General features: G+C 39.4%; 19 protein-coding genes. 7 read left to right on the top strand and 12 right to left on the bottom strand.

The features are described from left to right. Window positions 1-37: 37 nt before the first annotated feature. Genes modD through HMPREF0693_RS12680 form a run of 5 tightly spaced genes read right to left on the bottom strand, consistent with a single transcriptional unit; the run spans window position 38 to window position 4,511 of the window. Window positions 38-886: a ModD protein gene (modD, locus tag HMPREF0693_RS12700; RefSeq protein ID WP_004245821.1), complete on the bottom strand. Its 849-nt coding sequence runs from the start codon at window positions 884-886 to the stop codon at window positions 38-40. Continuing rightward, on the bottom strand, window positions 883-1,707 hold the full coding sequence (locus tag HMPREF0693_RS12695) for a class I SAM-dependent methyltransferase (protein ID WP_004245820.1): 825 nt from the start codon (window positions 1,705-1,707) through the stop codon (window positions 883-885). Before HMPREF0693_RS12695 ends, modD begins: the two co-directional genes overlap by 4 nt. Continuing rightward, window positions 1,694-2,488 (bottom strand): ABC transporter ATP-binding protein, encoded by a 795-nt coding sequence (locus HMPREF0693_RS12690; protein WP_004245819.1) that lies wholly within the window; start codon window positions 2,486-2,488, stop codon window positions 1,694-1,696. The genes HMPREF0693_RS12695 and HMPREF0693_RS12690 overlap by 14 nt, the downstream gene beginning before the upstream one ends. Then, window positions 2,485-3,483, bottom strand: coding sequence for a FecCD family ABC transporter permease (locus HMPREF0693_RS12685; RefSeq protein ID WP_036932454.1), 999 nt, complete (start codon window positions 3,481-3,483; stop codon window positions 2,485-2,487). The genes HMPREF0693_RS12690 and HMPREF0693_RS12685 overlap by 4 nt, the downstream gene beginning before the upstream one ends. Further along, a complete protein-coding gene (locus HMPREF0693_RS12680) occupies window positions 3,480-4,511 on the bottom strand; it encodes an iron ABC transporter substrate-binding protein (protein ID WP_004245817.1) in 1,032 nt (343 codons plus the stop codon). Before HMPREF0693_RS12680 ends, HMPREF0693_RS12685 begins: the two co-directional genes overlap by 4 nt. A gap of 234 nt (window positions 4,512-4,745) precedes the next feature. Between HMPREF0693_RS12680 and gntR the strand changes: the two genes are divergently transcribed. The 4 genes from gntR to HMPREF0693_RS12660 all read left to right on the top strand — a co-directional run bounded on the left by gntR (window position 4,746) and on the right by HMPREF0693_RS12660 (window position 9,014). Continuing rightward, entirely contained in the window at window positions 4,746-5,741 is a 996-nt protein-coding gene (gntR, locus tag HMPREF0693_RS12675) for a gluconate operon transcriptional repressor GntR (protein ID WP_004245816.1), read from the top strand. A gap of 306 nt (window positions 5,742-6,047) precedes the next feature. After that, complete coding sequence (gene gntK, locus HMPREF0693_RS12670; RefSeq protein WP_004245815.1) at window positions 6,048-6,602, top strand: gluconokinase; 555 nt, start codon at window positions 6,048-6,050, stop codon at window positions 6,600-6,602. After that, window positions 6,599-7,936, top strand: coding sequence for a gluconate transporter (gene gntU / locus HMPREF0693_RS12665; protein WP_004245814.1), 1,338 nt, complete (start codon window positions 6,599-6,601; stop codon window positions 7,934-7,936). The genes gntK and gntU overlap by 4 nt, the downstream gene beginning before the upstream one ends. 151 nt (window positions 7,937-8,087) lie before the next feature. Further along, window positions 8,088-9,014, top strand: a complete 927-nt coding sequence (locus HMPREF0693_RS12660; RefSeq protein ID WP_004249221.1) for a methyl-accepting chemotaxis protein — start codon at window positions 8,088-8,090, stop codon at window positions 9,012-9,014. A 66-nt stretch (window positions 9,015-9,080) separates the two neighbouring features. On the opposite strand, the gene HMPREF0693_RS12655 is transcribed toward HMPREF0693_RS12660, so the two are convergent. The 7 genes from HMPREF0693_RS12655 to HMPREF0693_RS12625 all read right to left on the bottom strand — a co-directional run bounded on the left by HMPREF0693_RS12655 (window position 9,081) and on the right by HMPREF0693_RS12625 (window position 17,400). Further along, window positions 9,081-10,313 carry an SGNH/GDSL hydrolase family protein gene (locus HMPREF0693_RS12655; RefSeq protein ID WP_004245808.1) on the bottom strand — a complete coding sequence of 411 codons (1,233 nt, stop codon included), beginning with the start codon at window positions 10,311-10,313 and terminating at the stop codon, window positions 9,081-9,083. Beyond that, entirely contained in the window at window positions 10,288-11,481 is a 1,194-nt protein-coding gene (locus tag HMPREF0693_RS12650) for an SGNH/GDSL hydrolase family protein (RefSeq protein WP_004245807.1), read from the bottom strand. Before HMPREF0693_RS12650 ends, HMPREF0693_RS12655 begins: the two co-directional genes overlap by 26 nt. After that, on the bottom strand, window positions 11,468-12,886 hold the full coding sequence (locus HMPREF0693_RS12645) for an MBOAT family O-acyltransferase (RefSeq protein ID WP_004245806.1): 1,419 nt from the start codon (window positions 12,884-12,886) through the stop codon (window positions 11,468-11,470). Before HMPREF0693_RS12645 ends, HMPREF0693_RS12650 begins: the two co-directional genes overlap by 14 nt. 164 nt (window positions 12,887-13,050) lie before the next feature. Further along, window positions 13,051-13,845 (bottom strand): protein bax, encoded by a 795-nt coding sequence (locus HMPREF0693_RS12640; RefSeq protein WP_004249225.1) that lies wholly within the window; start codon window positions 13,843-13,845, stop codon window positions 13,051-13,053. A 275-nt stretch (window positions 13,846-14,120) separates the two neighbouring features. Beyond that, window positions 14,121-15,272 (bottom strand): DUF4056 domain-containing protein, encoded by a 1,152-nt coding sequence (locus tag HMPREF0693_RS12635; RefSeq protein ID WP_004245804.1) that lies wholly within the window; start codon window positions 15,270-15,272, stop codon window positions 14,121-14,123. Next, complete coding sequence (locus tag HMPREF0693_RS12630) at window positions 15,272-16,414, bottom strand: BamA/TamA family outer membrane protein (protein ID WP_004245803.1); 1,143 nt, start codon at window positions 16,412-16,414, stop codon at window positions 15,272-15,274. The genes HMPREF0693_RS12635 and HMPREF0693_RS12630 overlap by 1 nt, the downstream gene beginning before the upstream one ends. Continuing rightward, window positions 16,414-17,400, bottom strand: coding sequence for a hypothetical protein (locus HMPREF0693_RS12625; protein ID WP_004245802.1), 987 nt, complete (start codon window positions 17,398-17,400; stop codon window positions 16,414-16,416). Before HMPREF0693_RS12625 ends, HMPREF0693_RS12630 begins: the two co-directional genes overlap by 1 nt. Before the next feature lie 357 nt (window positions 17,401-17,757). Here HMPREF0693_RS12625 and HMPREF0693_RS12620 point away from each other — a divergent pair, with 357 nt between their 5' ends. The 3 genes from HMPREF0693_RS12620 (at window position 17,758) to fsa (ending at window position 20,084) form a co-directional block, all read left to right on the top strand. Next, window positions 17,758-18,219, top strand: a complete 462-nt coding sequence (locus tag HMPREF0693_RS12620; protein ID WP_004245801.1) for a regulatory protein RecX — start codon at window positions 17,758-17,760, stop codon at window positions 18,217-18,219. Between the two features lie 328 nt (window positions 18,220-18,547). Further along, window positions 18,548-19,159 carry a lytic polysaccharide monooxygenase gene (locus HMPREF0693_RS12615; RefSeq protein WP_004245800.1) on the top strand — a complete coding sequence of 204 codons (612 nt, stop codon included), beginning with the start codon at window positions 18,548-18,550 and terminating at the stop codon, window positions 19,157-19,159. A 262-nt stretch (window positions 19,160-19,421) separates the two neighbouring features. Further along, window positions 19,422-20,084, top strand: coding sequence for a fructose-6-phosphate aldolase (fsa, locus tag HMPREF0693_RS12610; protein ID WP_004245799.1), 663 nt, complete (start codon window positions 19,422-19,424; stop codon window positions 20,082-20,084). Window positions 20,085-20,168 lie beyond the last annotated feature (84 nt).

Raw genomic sequence — 20,168 nt, 5'->3', positions numbered from 1 at the left:
TCAGTCAATAAACTAATATTTTTATCTGTGTTTTGATTTAATTTTTAGGGTAAAGGCGAACTTTGATATCACTAGGTGGTGCGTAATAAGGTGCTGATGTCACCATTAAGCCGATCCCTGTTTGGGCATATTTTTCAATAGTATTTAGATTAATTCCCCCAGCGACAGAAAGATGACAGCGTGGGGCAATCTGCGGAGCCTCTTGTTGTAGTAAGGTAATATCTTCAATAGAAAATTTATCCAGTTGTAAGATATCTGGCTGCGCTTTTAACGCTTCTCTTGCTTGTTGTAAGTTATCTGCTTCCACAACAATGCATTTTTCAGGTGCTGCTTGGCGTAACTGTGTAACCTGTTGTAACCAATTATTTGGCTCGGATAAAAAATGACGATGGTTAGCAAAGAGTAAAATAGTTTCAGAACAGCCTTGGCGATGAATAATACCACCACCCGCAAGTACCGCTTGAGTGGCCAGTAATTTGGTATTAGGGATATTTTTACGTGTACACGCAATTTGCCCTTTAGGTTGGTAGCGATGATAGATTTCGAGCATTTTTGCCATATAGTCACTCACACCACAACTCCATTCCAGCACGTTTTGCACCACTTTCCAGCCTTGGTGTAGTGCATCTGCTCGACCTTCTGCACTAATTAAACAATCACCTTGCTTGGCAAAATCACCTTCTTGTAGATGTGCGGTGACAGTCAGTCCTAATTTTGCTAATAAACGGCAGCCTAGGGTGATTCCACTGACGCAGCCGGCTTCACGACATGTAAAAGTTATTGTGCCTAATTGATGGTTAATATTGAGTGCGCGACAAGTCAAATCGCCATATTGAATATCTTCCAGCAATAAATTATCAAGAAAAGCATCGGGATAATAAATCATAAGGTTAGCTCGCTTTCAGGAACGACATCCCAAGAAACCATCGCCCAATCACGCGTTGGCGAGATAAGGGCCACATCATTTTTCATACTTTCATGATAATAAGTGGTTAAGTGTGCAATTTCATTTTCGTTTAAAGGCCCTACAGAGAAGTTAATACTGTCAATAAACTGCTCAAGGCTATTAAAATTATTTTGGCAATTACGGCTACGGATATAATCTACTTTAGGGTGGATCCCCATTTGGTTAAGGATATTGACTGCGTAAATATAGGTCGGCAATGTGGGAACATTGCGACCTAATAAGCGAAGAATACGTTGATCAACAAAAGTGGGTGATACGGTGTGAGTGGTATAAACCCGTAATTTAGCTTGGCGATTTAGTTTTAACAGCGCAGCTTTTAAATCCATCACCAATGTGGAGCGTGAAGCGACCGCAATATCACAAGGTGGAAGCGCATCCCAATTATCTTCCCATGAATAATGAAGAAAATCAGCATGATGAATACCCGCTTGTGCGGCTCTACGTTTGGCAACGGTTAGCATGCCGGTACTATAATCTATCCCGATTATTTTTTTAAACTTGTCAGCAACATGAATACTAATAGAGCCAGGTCCACAGCCGACATCCAATAGTGTTTCAGCATCGGAAAAATCCATCATTTCACGAAACTTGATCAAATAGGGATCGTTGGGATCCGCACAGTTTTCTGCCATTTTTTCAGCGCGTTTATCCCAATGTTCAGGCTCTTTTTTGGTTCTTTGTGCCTGTTGCATATGGTTTTTATAAAGCTCAGCAAAATCTGTGGTTTCAATGGTGTTCATATTCTTGCCTATATGGATTGTTATTATCAGGGTAGGCGTAAAAGTGCGCCTGAATATCAGTGGGTTTCACATTATAAAGCTGAGCTAAATGTTCGGGGGTGAGCAAAAGCTCAGGTTTATCTTGTAAAACGTGGCGATGAGGGGTGAGTAAAATCACCTCATCTGCCAGTAAAGCGGCATGTTGTGGATGATGTGTAGACATAAACACACTTATACCCAAGGCTTTTAGTGTCTTAATTTGGTTAATTAGCTTGATTTGGTTACCAAAATCAAGGCTGGCAGCAGGTTCATCCATAATCAGTAATTTAGGTTGTTGCACCAAAGCCCGTGCAATCAATACCAACTGTTTTTCACCACCACTTAATGTATCAAAAGTGCGGTGAGCAAGATGCGAAAGAGAGAGCATTTCTAAGGTTTCCATTGCCATTGCTTTATCTTGTGAGCTAGGCATCGAGAAAAAAGAGATATGTGCTCCACGCCCCATAATCACCATATCAATCACTTTAAAAGAAAAAGGGAGGTGGGTTGCTTGAGGAACATAGGCAATCACTTTGGCTAAATCAGTTGGTGACCACTTACTTATTTCTTTGCCTTCAATGATAATATGGCCTGCAAGACTGGGTAACAAACCAAGTAAGGTACGCATCAACGTGGTTTTACCACAGCCATTTGCGCCTAATAAACAGACAATTTGCCCTTGTTTAATATAAAAAGAGAGGTTTTGGATCAAGGGTGTTGTTTTATAGCCAATTGTGAGTTGTTTAGCTGCAGTGATGATCATCTATCCCGCCTTGTTTTGAGTAATAACATCAGAAAGAAAGGCGCACCAATAGCTGAGGTTAAAATGCCTAAAGGCAACTCAATATTCGCAATAGTTCGTGCTAGTGTATCCGTTATTAATAACATTGTTGCGCCCACAAGTAAGGAAATAGGCAGTTGATATCCGAAGTTAGCACCAACTAACAATCTTGCGATATGCGGAACAATTAAACCTAACCAGCCAATAATGCCTGCAATAGAAACTGCACTCGCGGTGATTAATGTGGCCGATAAAATAAAGATAAGTCTGGTAATTTCTACATTAAGGCCTAAGGAGCGCGCTTCTTCATCAGAAAGGCTGAGAATATTCATTCGCCAGCGTAATAAAATCAGTGGAATAAACCCGAGTAGCATTAAAGGTGCAACAGAGAGTAAATCAGGCGCCGTGATAGTTGATAGCCCCCCTAACAGCCAAAAAGTGATGGAAGGTAGCTGAGTATAAGGATCAGCTAAAATTTTCATTAATGAAATAGCTGAGCCACATAAGGCGCTAATCGCAATACCAACTAAAACAAGAGAAAGGACCGGATCCTGTTGTTTCGCCAATTTGGCAATAAAATAGACTAAAGCAACAGTGATAAGCCCTCCGACAAAAGCAAAAAGCTGAATTGACAACATGGAGTGACCAAGAAAAATACCCAATATAGCACCGACACCAGCCCCTGATGACACTCCGAGAATATCAGGTGATACTAGTGGGTTACGGAACATACCTTGATAAGCCGCCCCCGCAATAGCAAGCCCACCTCCAATTAAAATGGCAGCAAGCACTCGAGGCAAGCGTATTTGCCAGAACACGGTTGCTGTTCGACTCTCTTCAATATGCCCGGTTAATTTGCTACTGACGACTGTCCACAGTTCATTGACTGTAAGTGAATACTTACCACTAGTGATAGCAATAACTACAGCCACTGAGAATAACAGCAACAACAGAGTGATACGTGCTGATTGGCTCATGAAGACCTCATCAACAGCTGGCATTGCTCAGCACTTAACGATGTATGGTAAAAACAAGCAAAGTAATTTTGCAGATCTTGCGTGGCTTGTTCTGCTATTCGATGGTCAAAATGGCTCTGTAAGCGACGCATTCCCATTAAACGGTTGATACCAGGAGGGCCATCTAACCAGCCAAATGGTAAGCCTTTAAATAATAACACTTTATTATTTTTAACAGCTTGGATATTTTTCCATATAGAGTCTTGCCTGATTTGCTGATAGGCATTTTCATCTTGTGTGATGATAACTTCAGGGTTCCACATAAGGAGTTGTTCAGGGGAAACATCAGTAAGGCCAGTAAAACCTGCAATATCAGCGACATTTTCGAACCCTAATAGTTCAATAGCTTCAGTATGAATAGATCCTGTTGAGCCAGTTTGTAGGCCTTTCGCACCACGTGCAAGGTAAAACCGAGGTCTTATTTTTAGAGTAGAAGCAAACAAGGTCGCATCACTAAGATACTGCTCTGCAATAAGTGCTAATGTTTCTGCTTTTTCTGCCACACCTAATAAAGCCCCCGTTTGGCGTAACTGAGTTGGGCTGTCTTTTAAGCTGCCGTCAATTAACACATAAGGTACATCTGTTTGCGCACTAACACGTTTAGCTAATGAACGATAGGTTTCATCAACATTACCACTATCAATAATGATATCTGGCTCTAGCGCCATTAATGTTTCTAAGGAGAGTGTACTACCACGGCCAGACAGACGGCCTAAATGGGGCAATTTACGCAACTTGTCGGCAAATAAGCTACTTTTTCCTAGATTAAGCGAGGAGAAACCTAATAATTTTTCTGGTACTAAAGCCAACAACAGTTGGTCGGTTGGTGGGCCTGCGCTAATAACGCGATGAATATTTTCTGGTGTAGGAAGCACACCAAATTGAGCAGCGATACGTGAAGTGATTGCCGCTCTTGCACAACGTGGCAGTGCTGATAATGCTGCAAGCGTCGTTAAATAACTCAGAAATTGTCGTCTGTGGATAGCCATAGGTTCACACTGTAGTGTTGTTTTATATTAATAATCGTTATTTCATAAATTATATAACGATGCATACTATATTTCCTTTGGCTTAAGTCAAGGGAGAGGCATTCAAAATTAAATCTAAGAAGACATCCGATAAACTTTATTCGAAATAGTGTATAACCTAAGGATATAATCAGGTTTGTTAAATAAACCTCAAGTGCGTATTAATACTGATATTTTGGATAGTTACGATATAAAATGAAAAAAAAACGCCCCTCATTACAGGATGTTGCCGACCGTGTTGGTGTCACAAAAATGACAGTTAGTCGTTTTTTGCGTAATCCAGAACAAGTTTCCGAAGCATTACGAGTCAAAATCGCTCGTGAATTAGACAGCCTGAATTATATTCCTAATCGTGCACCTGATATTTTGTCGAATGCGACCAGCCATGCGATTGGCGTATTATTGCCTTCTCTTACTAACCAAGTGTTTGCACAAGTTATTCGTGGTATTGAATCTGTGACGGATAAATATGGTTATCAAACTATGTTGGCGCACTATGGCTATCAAGCAGAAAAAGAAGAAGAGCGTCTTATTTCTCTGCTTTCTTATAATATTGATGGCTTGATCTTAGCGGAAAGAACACACACACCCAAAACGGTCAAAATGCTGGAAACGGCGGGTATTCCGGTGGTGGAAATTATGGATAGTGTTTCACCTTGTTTTGATTCGGCGGTAGGGTTAGACAATATTGAAGCCTCGCGAAAAATGGTCAGTGAAATGATCCACCGTGGTTGTAAACGAATTATCTATCTTGGGGCAAGACAAGATGAGCGAACATTAATGCGTTTACAAGGATATGAACAAGCGATGCAAGAAGTAGGCTTACCCATAGGTCATGTGATGACACCTAAAAGCTCTTCTTATTCGTTAGGTACAGAACTTTTACATGAGGCACGCAAGCAATATCCTGACTTAGATGGGCTCTATTGCACCAATGATGATATTGCGATAGGGGCTATTTTCGAATGTCAGCGTATGGGGATTGCGGTACCTGAGCAAATTGCTATTTCCGGTTTCCACGGTCATGATGTGGGACAAGTCATGACTCCACGGTTAGCCAGTATTTTTACGCCACGTGATGAAATGGGACAACAAGCGGCGGATTTATTACTAAAAAGAATGAAGGGTAAAATTACTCGTGGGCAAGTGATTGATGTGGGATTCCGTATCATCACCGGTGAAAGTATTTAGTTATTTATTTGATTATTAAATTATTTTTTTCTTTGGTAGGGTTTTTTTATTGACCCTATTTGGGATTATAGAGTGATATATCCTGACGTTTTTTTGCTTTGTAAAAATCAGTCGTTAACTTATCAATTACTTATGATTTTGTTGTAACTTTGTTGTTTTTCCACAATCTATTTGCGAGACGCTTCACACTTTCATTTCATAGTTTGTTTTGTAGGTTGTTTTTATCTTTCTGGATCGAGTAATGTTACCCGTAACAGTTACGGGTAACATTACAAAAAAGTTAATAACTGCCTAAAGGAGCAATATATGAAAGATACCCAATCCCTACACCATGTCTTTATCTTAATGGGGGTATCAGGCAGCGGTAAATCAGCGGTTGCAAATGGTGTAGCACAACGTATCGGTGCGGCATTTTTAGATGGCGATTTCCTTCATCCTCGTGCAAACATCACTAAAATGGCTTCAGGTCATGCTTTAAATGATGAAGATCGCAAACCTTGGTTACACGCTCTCAATGATGCTGCTTTTGCAATGCAAAGAACCAATAAAGTGTCATTAATCGTTTGTTCCGCATTAAAAAAACAGTATCGCGATATGTTAAGAGAAGGTAATCACTGCTTACATTTTCTCTATTTAAAAGGGGATTACGCGCTAATTGAAAGTCGTTTAAAAGAGCGTAAAGGTCACTTCTTTAAACCACAGATGTTGATTACTCAATTTGAAACATTAGAAGAGCCAACGAATGACGAACCTGATGTTTATGAAATAGATATTTCGCCATCTCTTGATAACGTGATTGAAAATGTCATCAACACTATAGAATCTGTTACTAAACCTATTACTGAGGAGAGTGCGGTATGAGTACATTAACACTGGTGCTAACTGCAGTTGGCTCCGTCCTATTATTGCTCTTCTTTGTAATGTATGCGCGTTTACACGCCTTTATTGCGTTAATGATTGTTGCTATTGGTGCTGGCATTTTCTCTGGTATGCCGTTAGAAAAAATCACGCAAACCATGCAAAACGGAATGGGGGGAACATTGGGTTTTCTCTCCATCGTGGTCGCTTTGGGGGCAATGTTTGGTAAAATTCTGCATGAAACGGGGGCATTAGACCAAATTGCGGTACGGCTACTGAAATCCTTTGGTGAAAAACGGGCTAACTATGCACTGGGTATTGCGGGTTTAGTTTGCGCATTACCTCTGTTTTTCGATGTCGCGGTGGTTTTACTGATCGGGGTGGTATTTGCTGTTGCCCGTCGTACGGGGGGGAATGTTGTTAAAATGGCGATCCCTCTCTTTGCCGGTGTTGCAGGGGCCGCTGCCTTCTTATTACCGGGGCCAACGCCTATGTTGCTTGCTGACCAGATGAATGCTGATTTTGGTTGGATGATCTTAATTGGTTTATGTGCAGCTATTCCAGGTATGTTATTAGCGGGGCCTATTTTTGGTAACTTTATTAGCCGTTATGTGACCTTAGAATTACCGAAAGATTTTGATGAGCCAAGCTTAGGACAAAGTAAAATGCCTTCTTTTGGCTTCAGTCTTGCATTGGTCTTATTGCCATTAGTCTTGGTTGGATGTAAAACCATTGGTGCGCGTTTTGTTGAGCCTGACTCTCAGCTATTCAATATTCTTGAGTTTATTGGTCACCCCTTTATTGCCATCCTTGTGGCGTGTTTAGTGGCTATTTATGGCTTGGCTATTCGCCGTGGTATGAGCAAAGAAAAAGTCATGGAAGTATGCTCTGCGGCTATCCAACCTGCGGGGATCATCTTATTAGTCACGGGTGCTGGTGGCGTATTTAAACAGGTGCTGGTGGATTCAGGTGTGGGGCCAGCATTAGGGAATGCATTAATTGGTGCAGGTATGCCGATTGCTGTGGCTTGTTTTATTCTTGCAGGTGCTGTACGTGTTATTCAAGGCTCTGCGACTGTGGCTTGTTTAACTGCGGTTGGTTTAGTGTTACCGGTGATCAGTGAATTAGGTTATAGCGGTGCACAAATGGCGGCGTTATCGGTTTGTATTGCCGGTGGCTCTATTATTTTAAGCCATGTTAATGACTCCGGCTTCTGGTTATACGGTAAATTTACTGGTGCGACAGAAGGGCAAACCTTAAAAACATGGTCATTAATGGAAACCATTTTAGGTACTACAGGCGCAGTGGTTGGAATGATTTTCTTTGCATTTTTATAAAAATGAGCTGTTCCTTTTTAACAAATGGCGCATCAATAGGTGCGCCATTTTTCATTGCTATAAATCACCATTAAATCTGATAGAAAATAGTTAACAACTGATTAATCTACAGGTCTTATTGTTTTGTGAACATGGTGAGGCTGATATTTTTATGGGTGATTATAATTCACTGTTTAAACAGCATACGGAGTGTAATATTCATACTATTACACTTATTCGTGATTCCATTTTGGCATCTAGTCAGAAATTACAAGAAAAGCTAGCATTGCTGGAAGAAATGGAACATCTCTTTAATGATATGCTTATCAATGCAGAATCATTAGTGGTCTTTTTTAATGAAATTGATGAGCATTTTACTCATAGTAATGAAGAAATTGAGAATTTTGCTAAATGGCTAAATAAAATAAAAGATAGCGCTAATAATATTGATAAACTGTCAAATCAAGCCAATATATTATCAATTAATTCAGCAATAGAGGCAGGACATATAGGTCATGCAGGTGCAGGATTTTCTGTATTAGCACAAGAGATGAAAAGCCTTTCACAAAAGATCCAAAATCAGGCCTCAGAAATAGCGTCTATCAACAATAATGTAAGTGCCCGCTTTACACCAATAAAACAAAATACTCAGAAAAATCAAGAACAATTGAAGCAAATAAAAAATCTTGTTACGGAAGGTCATGCTAATTTATCTGCGCTTGCTCAACAAGCCAATGATTTAAAAAATATCTTTCAGTTTATGTCGATACAACAATTTTTTAATACTGTGAAAATAGATCATGTTTTATGGAAAGAAGCGATTTATATTCACTTATTAAATAATGATGATGAAAATTGTGTTAATCAGCATACTGAATGTCGTTTAGGAAAATGGTACTACCAAGGTGAAGGGCGCAAATTTGCTGGCAGTGAAGCTTTTCGTCGTTTAGAAGAGCCTCATAAATTGGTTCATCAAAGTGGGCGTCTTGCATTGGCGGCGAATATGGCCGGTGATCAGGATGCGGTAGTGAAGTATATTCAGCAAATGGAACAAGCGAGTGTTGATGTCATTAAATATATTGATGCTTTACATAATTAATAATGCGATGACTGAGAGTCCACATAACGAGAAAGGAGCTGAGGCTCCTTTTCGTTATAATAATATCTAACTTTTATTAATCAGCGCTGATAATTGGCTATAGAGAGTATTTGCACTACTTTCATACCCTTCACGAGAAAGGTGGACACCGTCCGGCCTTGCAAGATCATAAATAGACCATGCTTTAATTGAGCACTCTCCACCCATATAATCGCGCCAATCCCAGAATAATGTACGCTCTTGTTGAGCGACTTTCTTTTGGATACGAATAATATCGGTTAACCATTGGGGTTGTTGAGAGCGACAATCTGATGCATCTTTATTCTTAATAGAATCCGACGGACCAACTAATAAAATGGCACTATTCGGGGCTTGCTGGCGGATTTGACGAATTTTTTCAACAAGCAGTTGTCGGTAAGCCACTAAATCAAAAGTATCATTAAAGGCTTCATTAGTGCCATAAGCTAAAATCACCATATCGGGATGTAATTGGCCTAATGTTTTACTCCACTGTGCTCCCCATTTATCCATCATGTTAATGGTTGCGCCGTTAATACCTAATGCGGATAACATCACCCCTGGCTTTTGGTTGCTAATTAACCAACCGCCTAATTTTATCGGTTGGTTTTTACTAATCGTAATATTGATTGGGAAGGTGATCGTTGTGGGTTTAGAAAATTGCCATTCACCTTGTGTCTGTGAAAGTGAAAGTGTTTTACTGCCAGCGGATTGTAAATGGATTTGTGAAGCCGTAGGCGCCTTATATAACGCTTGTAATTGGTAACGCTGACCTGTTGTCGGATTTTCATTTAGTTGCAATGCTGACCATTTCGCGACTGGCTCAGCGATAAATCCCCCTAAGGGAAAATCAGGATCGCTTTCTTTGCGACTAGAAAGTAAATCCCACGCTTTTTTACTGCTTTGATATTGGATATTGGCAATACGTTGACCCGCAATAGCGGTAGGGGGAATAAAACCTATACCACCATTGCCATAATCAGCTTGAAAACGTTCACGTAGTTTACCACTGAAAAAATCCGCAGCGGTATGTGAATCACCCAACTGTACGATATGTACCCTTTGGCGTCGTTGCTTTAACTTTTGCGCAAAAGCGGCAAAGTTGGGATCATGGTAGTTGTAGAGTTGTCTTGAACCATCTGCAGGTAACACGCTAGGTGTTGATAGCGTAAGAGATTTATCTTTCTCTTGGTTACAAGCGACTAACAGCGAAACCAAAGCCAGTATAATAGAACGACTGACTAAGGTTCGAGGTTTAAGGATGTGCGTTAATTGTTTCATTTGGCGTGACCATATTTTTGTCTGTTACATCATCTGGCACATCATCAACTTTTTGCAGATGGATACGCGAGAATACCTGCTGAGCAATGATTTGTTGCCCTTTTAAACTAAAGTGAATACCGTCGCCTGCTCTTAGCTTCACGCGGCTGCTACCATCACCGATATAATCAGAATAAATATCTTTTTCATATTTAAACATATCATTGACAGAAAGGTAAATTTCTCCCGTTTTTTCTGCTTCTTCCCGGTAAAGTTGATTTAGATAAGCCATACCTTGAGATAATTTTTGCTTACGCATATTCGGAGGACCAATCCAAATCACACTCACATTATGTTGGCGCGCATTATCAATAATGCTGGCAATACGAGCGCGATATAAGGTGCCCCACGCTTCACTGGCAAATTTTAAATAACGTCCGCCACCATCTGGGGGCATGTCCCAAGGATCATTAGGCCCTAAAAAAACAACCAGTAACTTAATGGAATCATCGCTAGCTAACCGATTAGCAATAGTTTGAGGCCAATTAAAAAACTTAGGATAGGCTAATCCTGTGCTCTGTTTGCTCAAATCAATACTGCTTATATTATAATCTGTTTGCAATTGACGTTTTAATAAGGGGGCAACGCCTTGCATCATTGAATCTCCAGCAAACAGCACTTTGTCTTTGGGAGATAATATGACATCTGTTTTTTGCACAATAGGTTTTTGGGCTTCAGCAGCGGCTTTTGTCAGATCAATAGTTGATGCATTTGCTAATGTACCTTGTGCATATTGACGTTGTAGGAGTTGTGGAAACTGTTGTGTTAATTGCGAAGCGGGGCGAGTATAGCCATTGATAAAATGTAGCCCTACTGCAAATCCTTCTGGAAAGGCGGTTTGTTCTTGACGAGGCGTTATTGGTTTAGCCTGATTATCCGGGTGATTAACTCGCAAATAATCACTATAGCTTGTTACTGCGACAAATACGCCATCTCGCAACTGACCTCCCACTTGCCAAGCATAATATTGTGATAAACCCGACCAAGGGGCTGGGCGATGGTATTGTTGTTGCCAAAAGCGCTCTAATGATGTTTGGTTTAGCCAAATAAGAAATAGTGTGCTGAAGAGCACCATTAAAGCCACTTTTACGGTCTTTTTTAAATTTGAACTGAAATCAAAAGCTGGCATAAATAAATCCCGGAACCCCATCAGGAGACAACATAAATATAATTGTAAGGATCAACGCTAATGGTAGTGGATAAACATACCAAGGCACTTTTTTCTCAAGTCGCGCAATAATTGCCCTTAAAGTGACAAAACAAGGATACAGTAAGAACAGTCCCCAGAACATAAACAGGGTTAGCCCTTCGGCTTGTAGCGACTGCCAAGCACCTGCACTAAAGAGTTGTTGAATTAATATCCAAGCATCATTGACGGTTTGGCTGCGAAAAAAGATCCACGCAAAGCACACAAAATGGAAGGTAATTATCCAAGATAACAACATTTTTAATGATGCTAGCATGCTATTGGCGTCATGTTTGGCGGCGGGGAAAAGGCGGTGTTTGATATTTAATATCACCACACCAATACCATGAATGGCTCCCCAGATAATAAACGTCATAGCTGCGCCATGCCATAAACCAGAGATAACCATCGCGGCAAAGGCATTCACATTTTGTCGAATAACGCCCTTACGATTTCCCCCCAAAGGGATATAAACATAATCGCGAATAAACGTTGATAAACTTATATGCCAACGACGCCAAAAATCAGCAAGATTGATGGCTAAATAAGGTGCATTAAAGTTACGAGGGACAACAAAACCCAGTAATAACGCAATACCTGTCACTAAATTGGTATAACCCGAGAAGTTAAAATAGATATGCCATGCATAAGCATAGGTCGCCACCAGTACTTGTCCGCTAGTGGCTAAATCAGGGGCATTAAAAATAGGATCGACATAATTTGTCGACAACCAACCACTTAACCAAAAGAGCTTAGCGATTGCTAATACAATCAGCATGATAGCCCCTTTATAGTCGATAATTTTACGGGTTGGTGCTTGAATTTGTGGTAAAAATTGTTTGGCACGATTAATCGGTCCCGCCACAATGCTTGGGAAAAAGCATAAGTAGAGCACGACATCAAGAAAAGGGGCTTTAGGGATCTCTTTGCGACACACTGAAACGACATAGCTAACAGAGTGGAAGATATAAAACGATAACCCTAATGGTGCCAGTAGTTCAATAATTGGCAATTCAACACTTAATCCCCACTGTGAGAATAATTGTGTCAATGATTCTTGGAAAAATGAGTAATATTTAAAGGCAGTAAAATAGAGGGCAACTAACAGCCCCAGTAACCAATAAATCACTTTCGTTGATGTATAGCGGGTGAGTATATTGGCTAATGAGTAAATCAAAAGCGTATAGCTTAATAAGATAACAGCAGGACGGTAGTCGACATAGAATAGAAAAGCATAACTTACTATGATGAGTAAGATATTTTGGATCTTAACCTGCTTTTGGAAGAGCCAATAGATAATAAAAAAGCTCGTAAAGGCTCCGAGAAACTCGAATGAAAAAAAATTCATAAATGGCTCTAAGGGTGTGATTTAACAGTCATACCAAATGTGTTACTCCCTATATTATGAATTATTAGCTTGCTTTCAATCAAAAGATTATCTTGTGATAAATAAAAGCCACTTTTCAGATAAATGAAAAGTGGCTTTTGTTTGCTATGAATAGCTATTTAGGACTAACTTTCTCGTTTCGACTGTAACTGAACTTGCGTGATCAGCTTCTTATTTGAGTCGAACATTTCGGTCAGATAATCATTGTAACTTGAACCTAATTCTGAATAGCCTTTCAAGTCGGTGATTAACTGGCGTGGATCGAGTTGCTGTTGCGTCATTCTTTGCTGTGCTCTTGATGAGCGCAGTGAATTATAGGCGCGGTGCGTATTGAGATTACGCATATAAGCAATCACTGAGCCTTCAATATCTGGGTAGGCTGCATAGCCTTTGGTTTTCCCAGGGACATTATTGCAAGACCGGTTACCACATCGCATACCGAATAAGTTATTGTTTTGCTGTGCCAATTTTGATGTTCCCCAACCTGATTCTGTTGCAGCTTGCGTTGCGACAAAATGAGTCGGAATAATATCAACGCGAGTCAGTAACGAATCCCAATTCACTTTTTTGGGGCTGGTACATGTTACGCCATAGTATTGACAGATTTCACGCAGTTTTTTCAAATCTGCGCTGCCCCAGTGTTGGGCTTTACGTTGAGCGGTTAACCACTCACGATCTCTCAATATCTTATTATTAATGTTATCAATAATAGGAACTATGACATTTAAAAACGCTTTCTTACGCTGAGTTCCCGAGGGATATTTTTTCAAATCTGGCAACGAGGTTGTCGTGCTTTTGAATGTATCCGCCTGCAGCATTCGGGAACTGCCGGTACTGGTAGAGGCAAAACTCACACCAGTAAAGAGTAGTGAAATCAAGAAAGCGAAGACGGCACTTGTCCTCATCAATTGAGAGGGCATTGCTTCTCCTCGTTTAACTGGATAAAAATCGAACGAATACTAGCAAATTACTTTTTCTATAGCTACAAAATATCGCCTTACATTAGGATAACTACGAGTGCATTGTTAATAAAATGTATCTTATTTACTGGAACACCTCGTTTTATAATCGCTTTTTTCTTTTAACAAAAAATGTGATTTTTGATTATTGTTCAGTTATTCTTATATAAATTAATGCTATTTAACTCAAATTTATCATAATTTAGCGTTTTTAATATGTCAATTTTGTTCAATATTTAGTCATTTTTTGTTGTTTTTGGTCGAGTTTTTTGATCGATTTGGCGAGCTTTTTCTGCTAAATCAGCAAAATCCGCTTCTTTCCAATAAGTTTTAGGGACGGGTAAATTTGCCATCTGTTTAGTAGGCCAAAGCTGAAATTCTGCTAATTGTTTTAAAGAATAGCCTGCGTAAACATCGGGTAATGTCAGATAATGAGGTGGAGTTGTCTCCCCAAAAGGCAATACCGGATAGCGTTTGTCAGCAAGATGATAATCACGCTTTAATACTAAAAATTTATCGGGTACCCGCTCTTGGCTATTCCACCATTGCCCATCAATTAAATCAAACCACTGCTGGGTGGCCTGACGAGGTTGCGCCTCTAGTTGAGCGAGTGCTGAGGGAATAATACGCTGCATTGATTGGTTATAGTGCTCAAGGTTTGTGGCATCACCATTGAGGATCAGGGTAAGTGATAAGCGCGCCCCCATTAGGTTAGAGTAGAGATCTTCTGGTGAGAATGCGGAGATCCCTTCTGAAAATCCCGCCACAGAGCGATAACCGTACCACTGTGCAATCTCATGCCATACGGCAAGGCGATAAGCTAAACGCGCGGCAAGATAAGCACTTAAGGTATAACGTTGTCGATCACTACTAGGAGGAGTAAAGCGGTTAAAGTGAATTTTACGCTGTGCTAATTCGTCACTGAGTGTTAGCGTCCACTCTTGGCCTAATTTGGGATAGATATGGCTAAAGAGATAATAAGTATAATCTGCGGTATCACGAATATGGGCGATATCAAGAAAGCCCCCTTTATGTGAATAGACTATGCCCGACTTTTCACTGCCTATGCCTAATACTGCGGCAGTTCCCAGCCAAAAATTATCGTTATAGCGATGATCACCTAAAGTAGAAGCTTCAACAATATTATCGATACGATAAAAAGGAATAGGTACTCCCCATGCTTTGACTTTTAAATTATAGCCAAAAGCACAGCAAGGCCTTAATCCATTAGGCGCATCAAGTACGGGGGGCGTTTGCCAAACTTGTGAGGCTTCTTCTTGAGTCTCACTTTCCAGATGAGCAGCAATGGTTTCAGACACAGATGAGGTAGTGCATCCTGAAATGACCAATATGAAGATGATATTAAAAATAGCCAAACGCGTTAACATCAAAATGCCTCACCCACTTGGAAATAAAATCCGGTGCTCTCTTTACCGACACCAAAATCGAGGCGTACATTCATGCGTGGTTTAAATTCAAAACGATAACCAATACCAACACTGGGTAGCCAATGTCCTTTACCGAGATCACGTGCTTGATTACTCAATGTGCCACCTCCGGCCCATAATGCAATACCATGACGCCAACTAAGTTTTTGCCGATACTCTATCTGACTAGAAAAGACATGATTATCTTGATAACGCCCTTCATAATAGCCACGCATCTGATGGCCGTTACTTAATTTAGACAGTTGCGTCCATGGTACATCTCCTGAGGTAAAGCGAGCATAGCTATCAAAGGCGAGTACCGCATCTTCGGTTAATGGATAATAATAGTTGTACTGCATTTGAGTTGCATTAAAACGGTTATTACTACCAGTATCCGATGAATAATGAGTATAGCTAATATCAAAGGCTTGGCCTTGGCGAGCGTTAGGCAAAAAATCGCGACTGTCGTAGGTAAAGCGCACACTTAATCCTGAACTGGTAGAGCGTAATGGCAAATGACGTTTGCTCATATAGGCTTTAAACTCATCATCAGGTGCTGCTGCTTGTAAGTTAGCGTAATCCCAACCTAAGCCAATATAGGTGTTTTTGGTAATTTGACGTAGCAATGTCGGCGTTAAATGTAGCTCTTGTGAACGATATTGTGCAAAGTTCTTTTTAACTCGTCCTTCATGATAGCCTTGTCCCCAAAAGTTGGTCGGCACATTATTTAATGCCCCAGTAAGGTAAAAGCGCCATGTATCATCAGCAAGGTAAGTATAGTTACTAAAAGTCATACCAAAAGCCCCGGTTGATGAACCAAAGCCACTTAATGACAGTGATGAAATTTTACTGTCGGGACGACTATCTGCTTGATAAAGCCCAACAACGGCGATCCCAAGCCCCAACTCTAATTCAGGGGTATAGAAAGGCCCGGGTAAAACGCCCCAGTCGATGGTTTTACTGCGATCAAAATTATTGCTCCCTCCTAGTTGATTTAACCATTGGTCGATTTGTTGTCTATCAGGAAAGAGTTGGGCATTCGCTGTGTGTGAAATAAATAGGCTGGCAAAGGCCAGCCCATAAATAAAAGATGTTTTAACCATTAAAAACGGAACTCACCAGAAACAAAGAAACTATTACGATTATTAAAGCCCACTTCGGTGATCACATTAAAGTTACGGGTGACTTCTAAACGAGCCCCTACCGTTTGGTTCCATTTATGAGCAAGATGTTGTTCAACGTCGAATTTCATATCAGGATCGTTCATTAAGGCGATCATGCCAGCAAACGCTGGGGGAAGATTTAAATTATTGATATTACCTTTAAACCGTTGGGTAATATCTTGATACATGGCACCTGTCCACACTTGTAGCTTGGTATTACCTTGGCCGGCGATTAAAGGTTGAAAAACAAATTCATAGCCAACACGAGGTGAAATGACTAAGGCTTTAATATCCCCATCGAGAATATCAAGATTAGTTTTGGTGTAGTTTAAGTCAAAAGTACCAAAAAATTGATTATAGCCACCGGCTAAAGTAAAACCTGCGCCATAAGTATCACCTTTAAAATCGAGGTTAAAAGGCATACCTTCTATAAAATTTAATGGAAAACCACCAAAACTACCACCTTTAAGTGTTGTTTTTGATTTACCTTTAGTTCGCCCATATAAACCATACACATTCATAAAAGGGAAAACCCAGCTATCGAGTTTTAGCATATGGGTTTCACTTTTTTCACGAGTATGTCCTGCTTCTATTTTTAGAGCATTCGCTGTTTCTGGATTTTTCGGCATAATAAACCCAATTTTATCCACAACAATATCTTGACGTAGATTCATATAGCTATAGCTTGCACCAAATGGCTCTGGTAAATCATAACCTCGGGCGCGAGCTTCATCACCCCAGATAGGTAATACGCGAGATTGGCTTGCAGGAGTACGGGTATCTAACGAACCTTCGCTATTTAACGCAGTGCCGCCGGATTGGCTTACACTTAAAGAGAGCAGAGGGCGATCGCTATCCGCATAAGAAAAGCCAGTAGCAAGAAGAGAGGCAGCAAACATTACCTTATTAAAATGAGAAAAGTTCATATATAACCCACAAAAATAAAAAATAACCAAATAGTAAGTAAAAGAGTAGCGCGAAATTTTAGTCTTTTTCTTATATATGGTCACCAGCTATAAGTGCTAATTGCAGATAAAAATGCTTAGCAATATGTATTATCACGGTATTATCTAAGTGTTTTTAACTAATAATCATCTTTATCTTCAGTTATTCTTAATAAAAGCAGATGATTTTATGGTGATAAATAACGGGGTTTACCAAGCGTGATTGTACTATTTTTGTACAGCTATTGATAAGTTCCGATTAATTGGTCGCATTGATAAGTAACTGCGATAAGATATGTAGGATACCAAACTGAGGTGCAATAACATTAAGGAGTTGCGATGACTTATGATGAATTATACCAATACGCTATATTTATGTTGTCGCGTCGTGATTATGGCACCACTGAGCTAAAACGCCGTTTAGCACGAAGGATCAACGAAGTCGATAAAGCTAAACATAGCACAACCGATGAAAGATGTTTAGAGCAAGTGATCGAGCGATTATTAGAAGGCCAATATCTGGATGATAATCGCACGGTATATGCTTTTTTTCGTCGTTATTTAAGTAAATCTTATGGCCCGCTGCGTATTCGCCAAGAGTTACAGCAAAAAGGCTTTCCTAGTGAAATTATTGAACGGGTACTAGAAGAAACAGAAACTGATTGGTATGCACTTTGCCAAGATCTTAAAGAGAAAAAATTTGGTACAGGTAAACCCAAAGATTTTAAAGAGAGAGCCAAACAAATTCGCTATCTACAATATCGAGGGTTTACTTCTGATTATATCAATGCGTTATTTTAATTGATTAACGAAGTGCCATGGCATATTTATCATCAAACTAATTTTTATAAAGAATAGTTAATTTAAGTGAAATGTTAATTTAAAACTATTCTTTAATAATAAACTTATTTTATATACTCTTGTTTATATTTTTATTATTTCAATGGTTAATCATCATCTAATAAATATTAAATGGCTGTTTTAGTCTCCTTTTAATATTAAATTAAATGACGATATTGCTCACAGATTTTAATAAATATATATTTAATTATCTATTTTTGACTAATATCTAATGTGATTGACATAATCATTATATTTTAAATAATTTAATTATTATTGAGGATTTATTATGAAGAAAAATAAACTTATGCTATTTACTGCAACATTATTATTATCATCTGCAGGTATTATTTCAACAGCATCAGCTGAGGTGACATTAAAGCATGGCTATATTGATATTCCACCCAGCAGAGCTTTTCTTTGTTCATCCAAAGGGGGGAATTTAAATAAAAATTGTGGTCCGATACAGTATGAACCGCAATCCATTGAAGGGGATAAAGGATTCCCTAAAGGTGGTCCTGCAGATGGTGAAATTGCCAGTGGTGGAAAGGCAACTTTTTCTGCTTTAAATGCACAAAGTGCAGATCGCTGGCATAAAGTGGCAATGAAAAGTGGCGAAAATACTTTTAAGTGGACATTAACTGCAAAACATAGCACTGAATCATGGCGCTTCTTTATTACAAAACCAGGGTGGGATGTTAATAAACCATTGACCCGTGCTGATTTTGATTTAACACCTTTTTGCCAACGAAATGATAATGGGAAAATACCCACAGAAACCGTAACATTAAATTGTAATATACCAGAACGTTCTGGTTATCAAATTATTTTAGGTGTTTGGGATATTGCTGATACGGGTAATGCTTTTTATCAAGTTATTGATGCTGAATTTAAAAAATAACTCGCTATATTTTATTTAAATAATTATTTTAGTCATGCTATTAATCTTAATACTATTAAGATCGAGGCTATACTTAATAGCAAAAAATTATATTAATGATAAGGATTAAATAAATATAACGGTTATTTTTTGTTTAATTGTTAGCGCCGTGAAAATGGCGCTATTTTCATCTGTTCTACTAGAAATTCTTCGCTCACAATGCTACTTTCTAATCTATACCTATAATTATTTAGCTTAAAACCAACATCATTGAGGCGCGATTATGGAAATCTATTTAGATACCGCAGATATTGAAGAAGTGAGAAAACTTTCACAAGTGCTTCCTATTGCTGGTGTCACTACCAATCCTTCTATTATTGCTCAATCAGCGCAGCCCATTGAAACGCTATTACCTGAATTAAAAGCCGCTATGGGCGGTAAGGGGCGGGTATTTGCGCAGGTAATTGCCCGTGATATCGATACCATGATTGAAGAAGCATTGCGCATTGGTAATATTGCCGATAATACTGTGATTAAAATTCCCGTCACTGAAGCTGGCTTGGTTGCTATTAAACAATTAAAGCAAAAAAATATGTTGGTATTGGGGACTGCTATTTACAGTGTGTCTCAAGGGTTGATGGCGGCGTTAGCAGGGGCTGATTATATCGCTCCTTATGTGCATCGTATGGATAGACAAGGCTCTGATGGTGTGAGAGTAGTAAGAGAGTTGCAAACGCTGATTTCCATGCATAATTTACCCACTAAAATACTGGCAGCTAGTTTTAAAACACCACGCCAAGTGGTTGATTGTCTGTTGTCTGGCGCTTCGGCAGTAACACTTCCGATAGAGCTTGCCTACTCTATTATCCGTTCACCCGTAGTCGATGATGCGATTAATAAATTTACTGATGATTGGTCATTAGCCTTTAATCGCCAATCATTGTAATGATTTTATTGTGTTTGTTATTTGGCGCTATTTAATGTTAATGGCGCCAATAAAATAATAATCATAGGTAAAATAAATATTATT

The sequence above is a fragment of the Proteus mirabilis ATCC 29906 genome, assembly GCF_000160755.1.
GTDB classification, from domain to species: Bacteria; Pseudomonadota; Gammaproteobacteria; order Enterobacterales; family Enterobacteriaceae; genus Proteus; species Proteus mirabilis.
The sequence above is the reverse complement of the archived record's forward strand: the minus strand, read 5'-3'. Positions and strand labels throughout refer to the sequence as shown.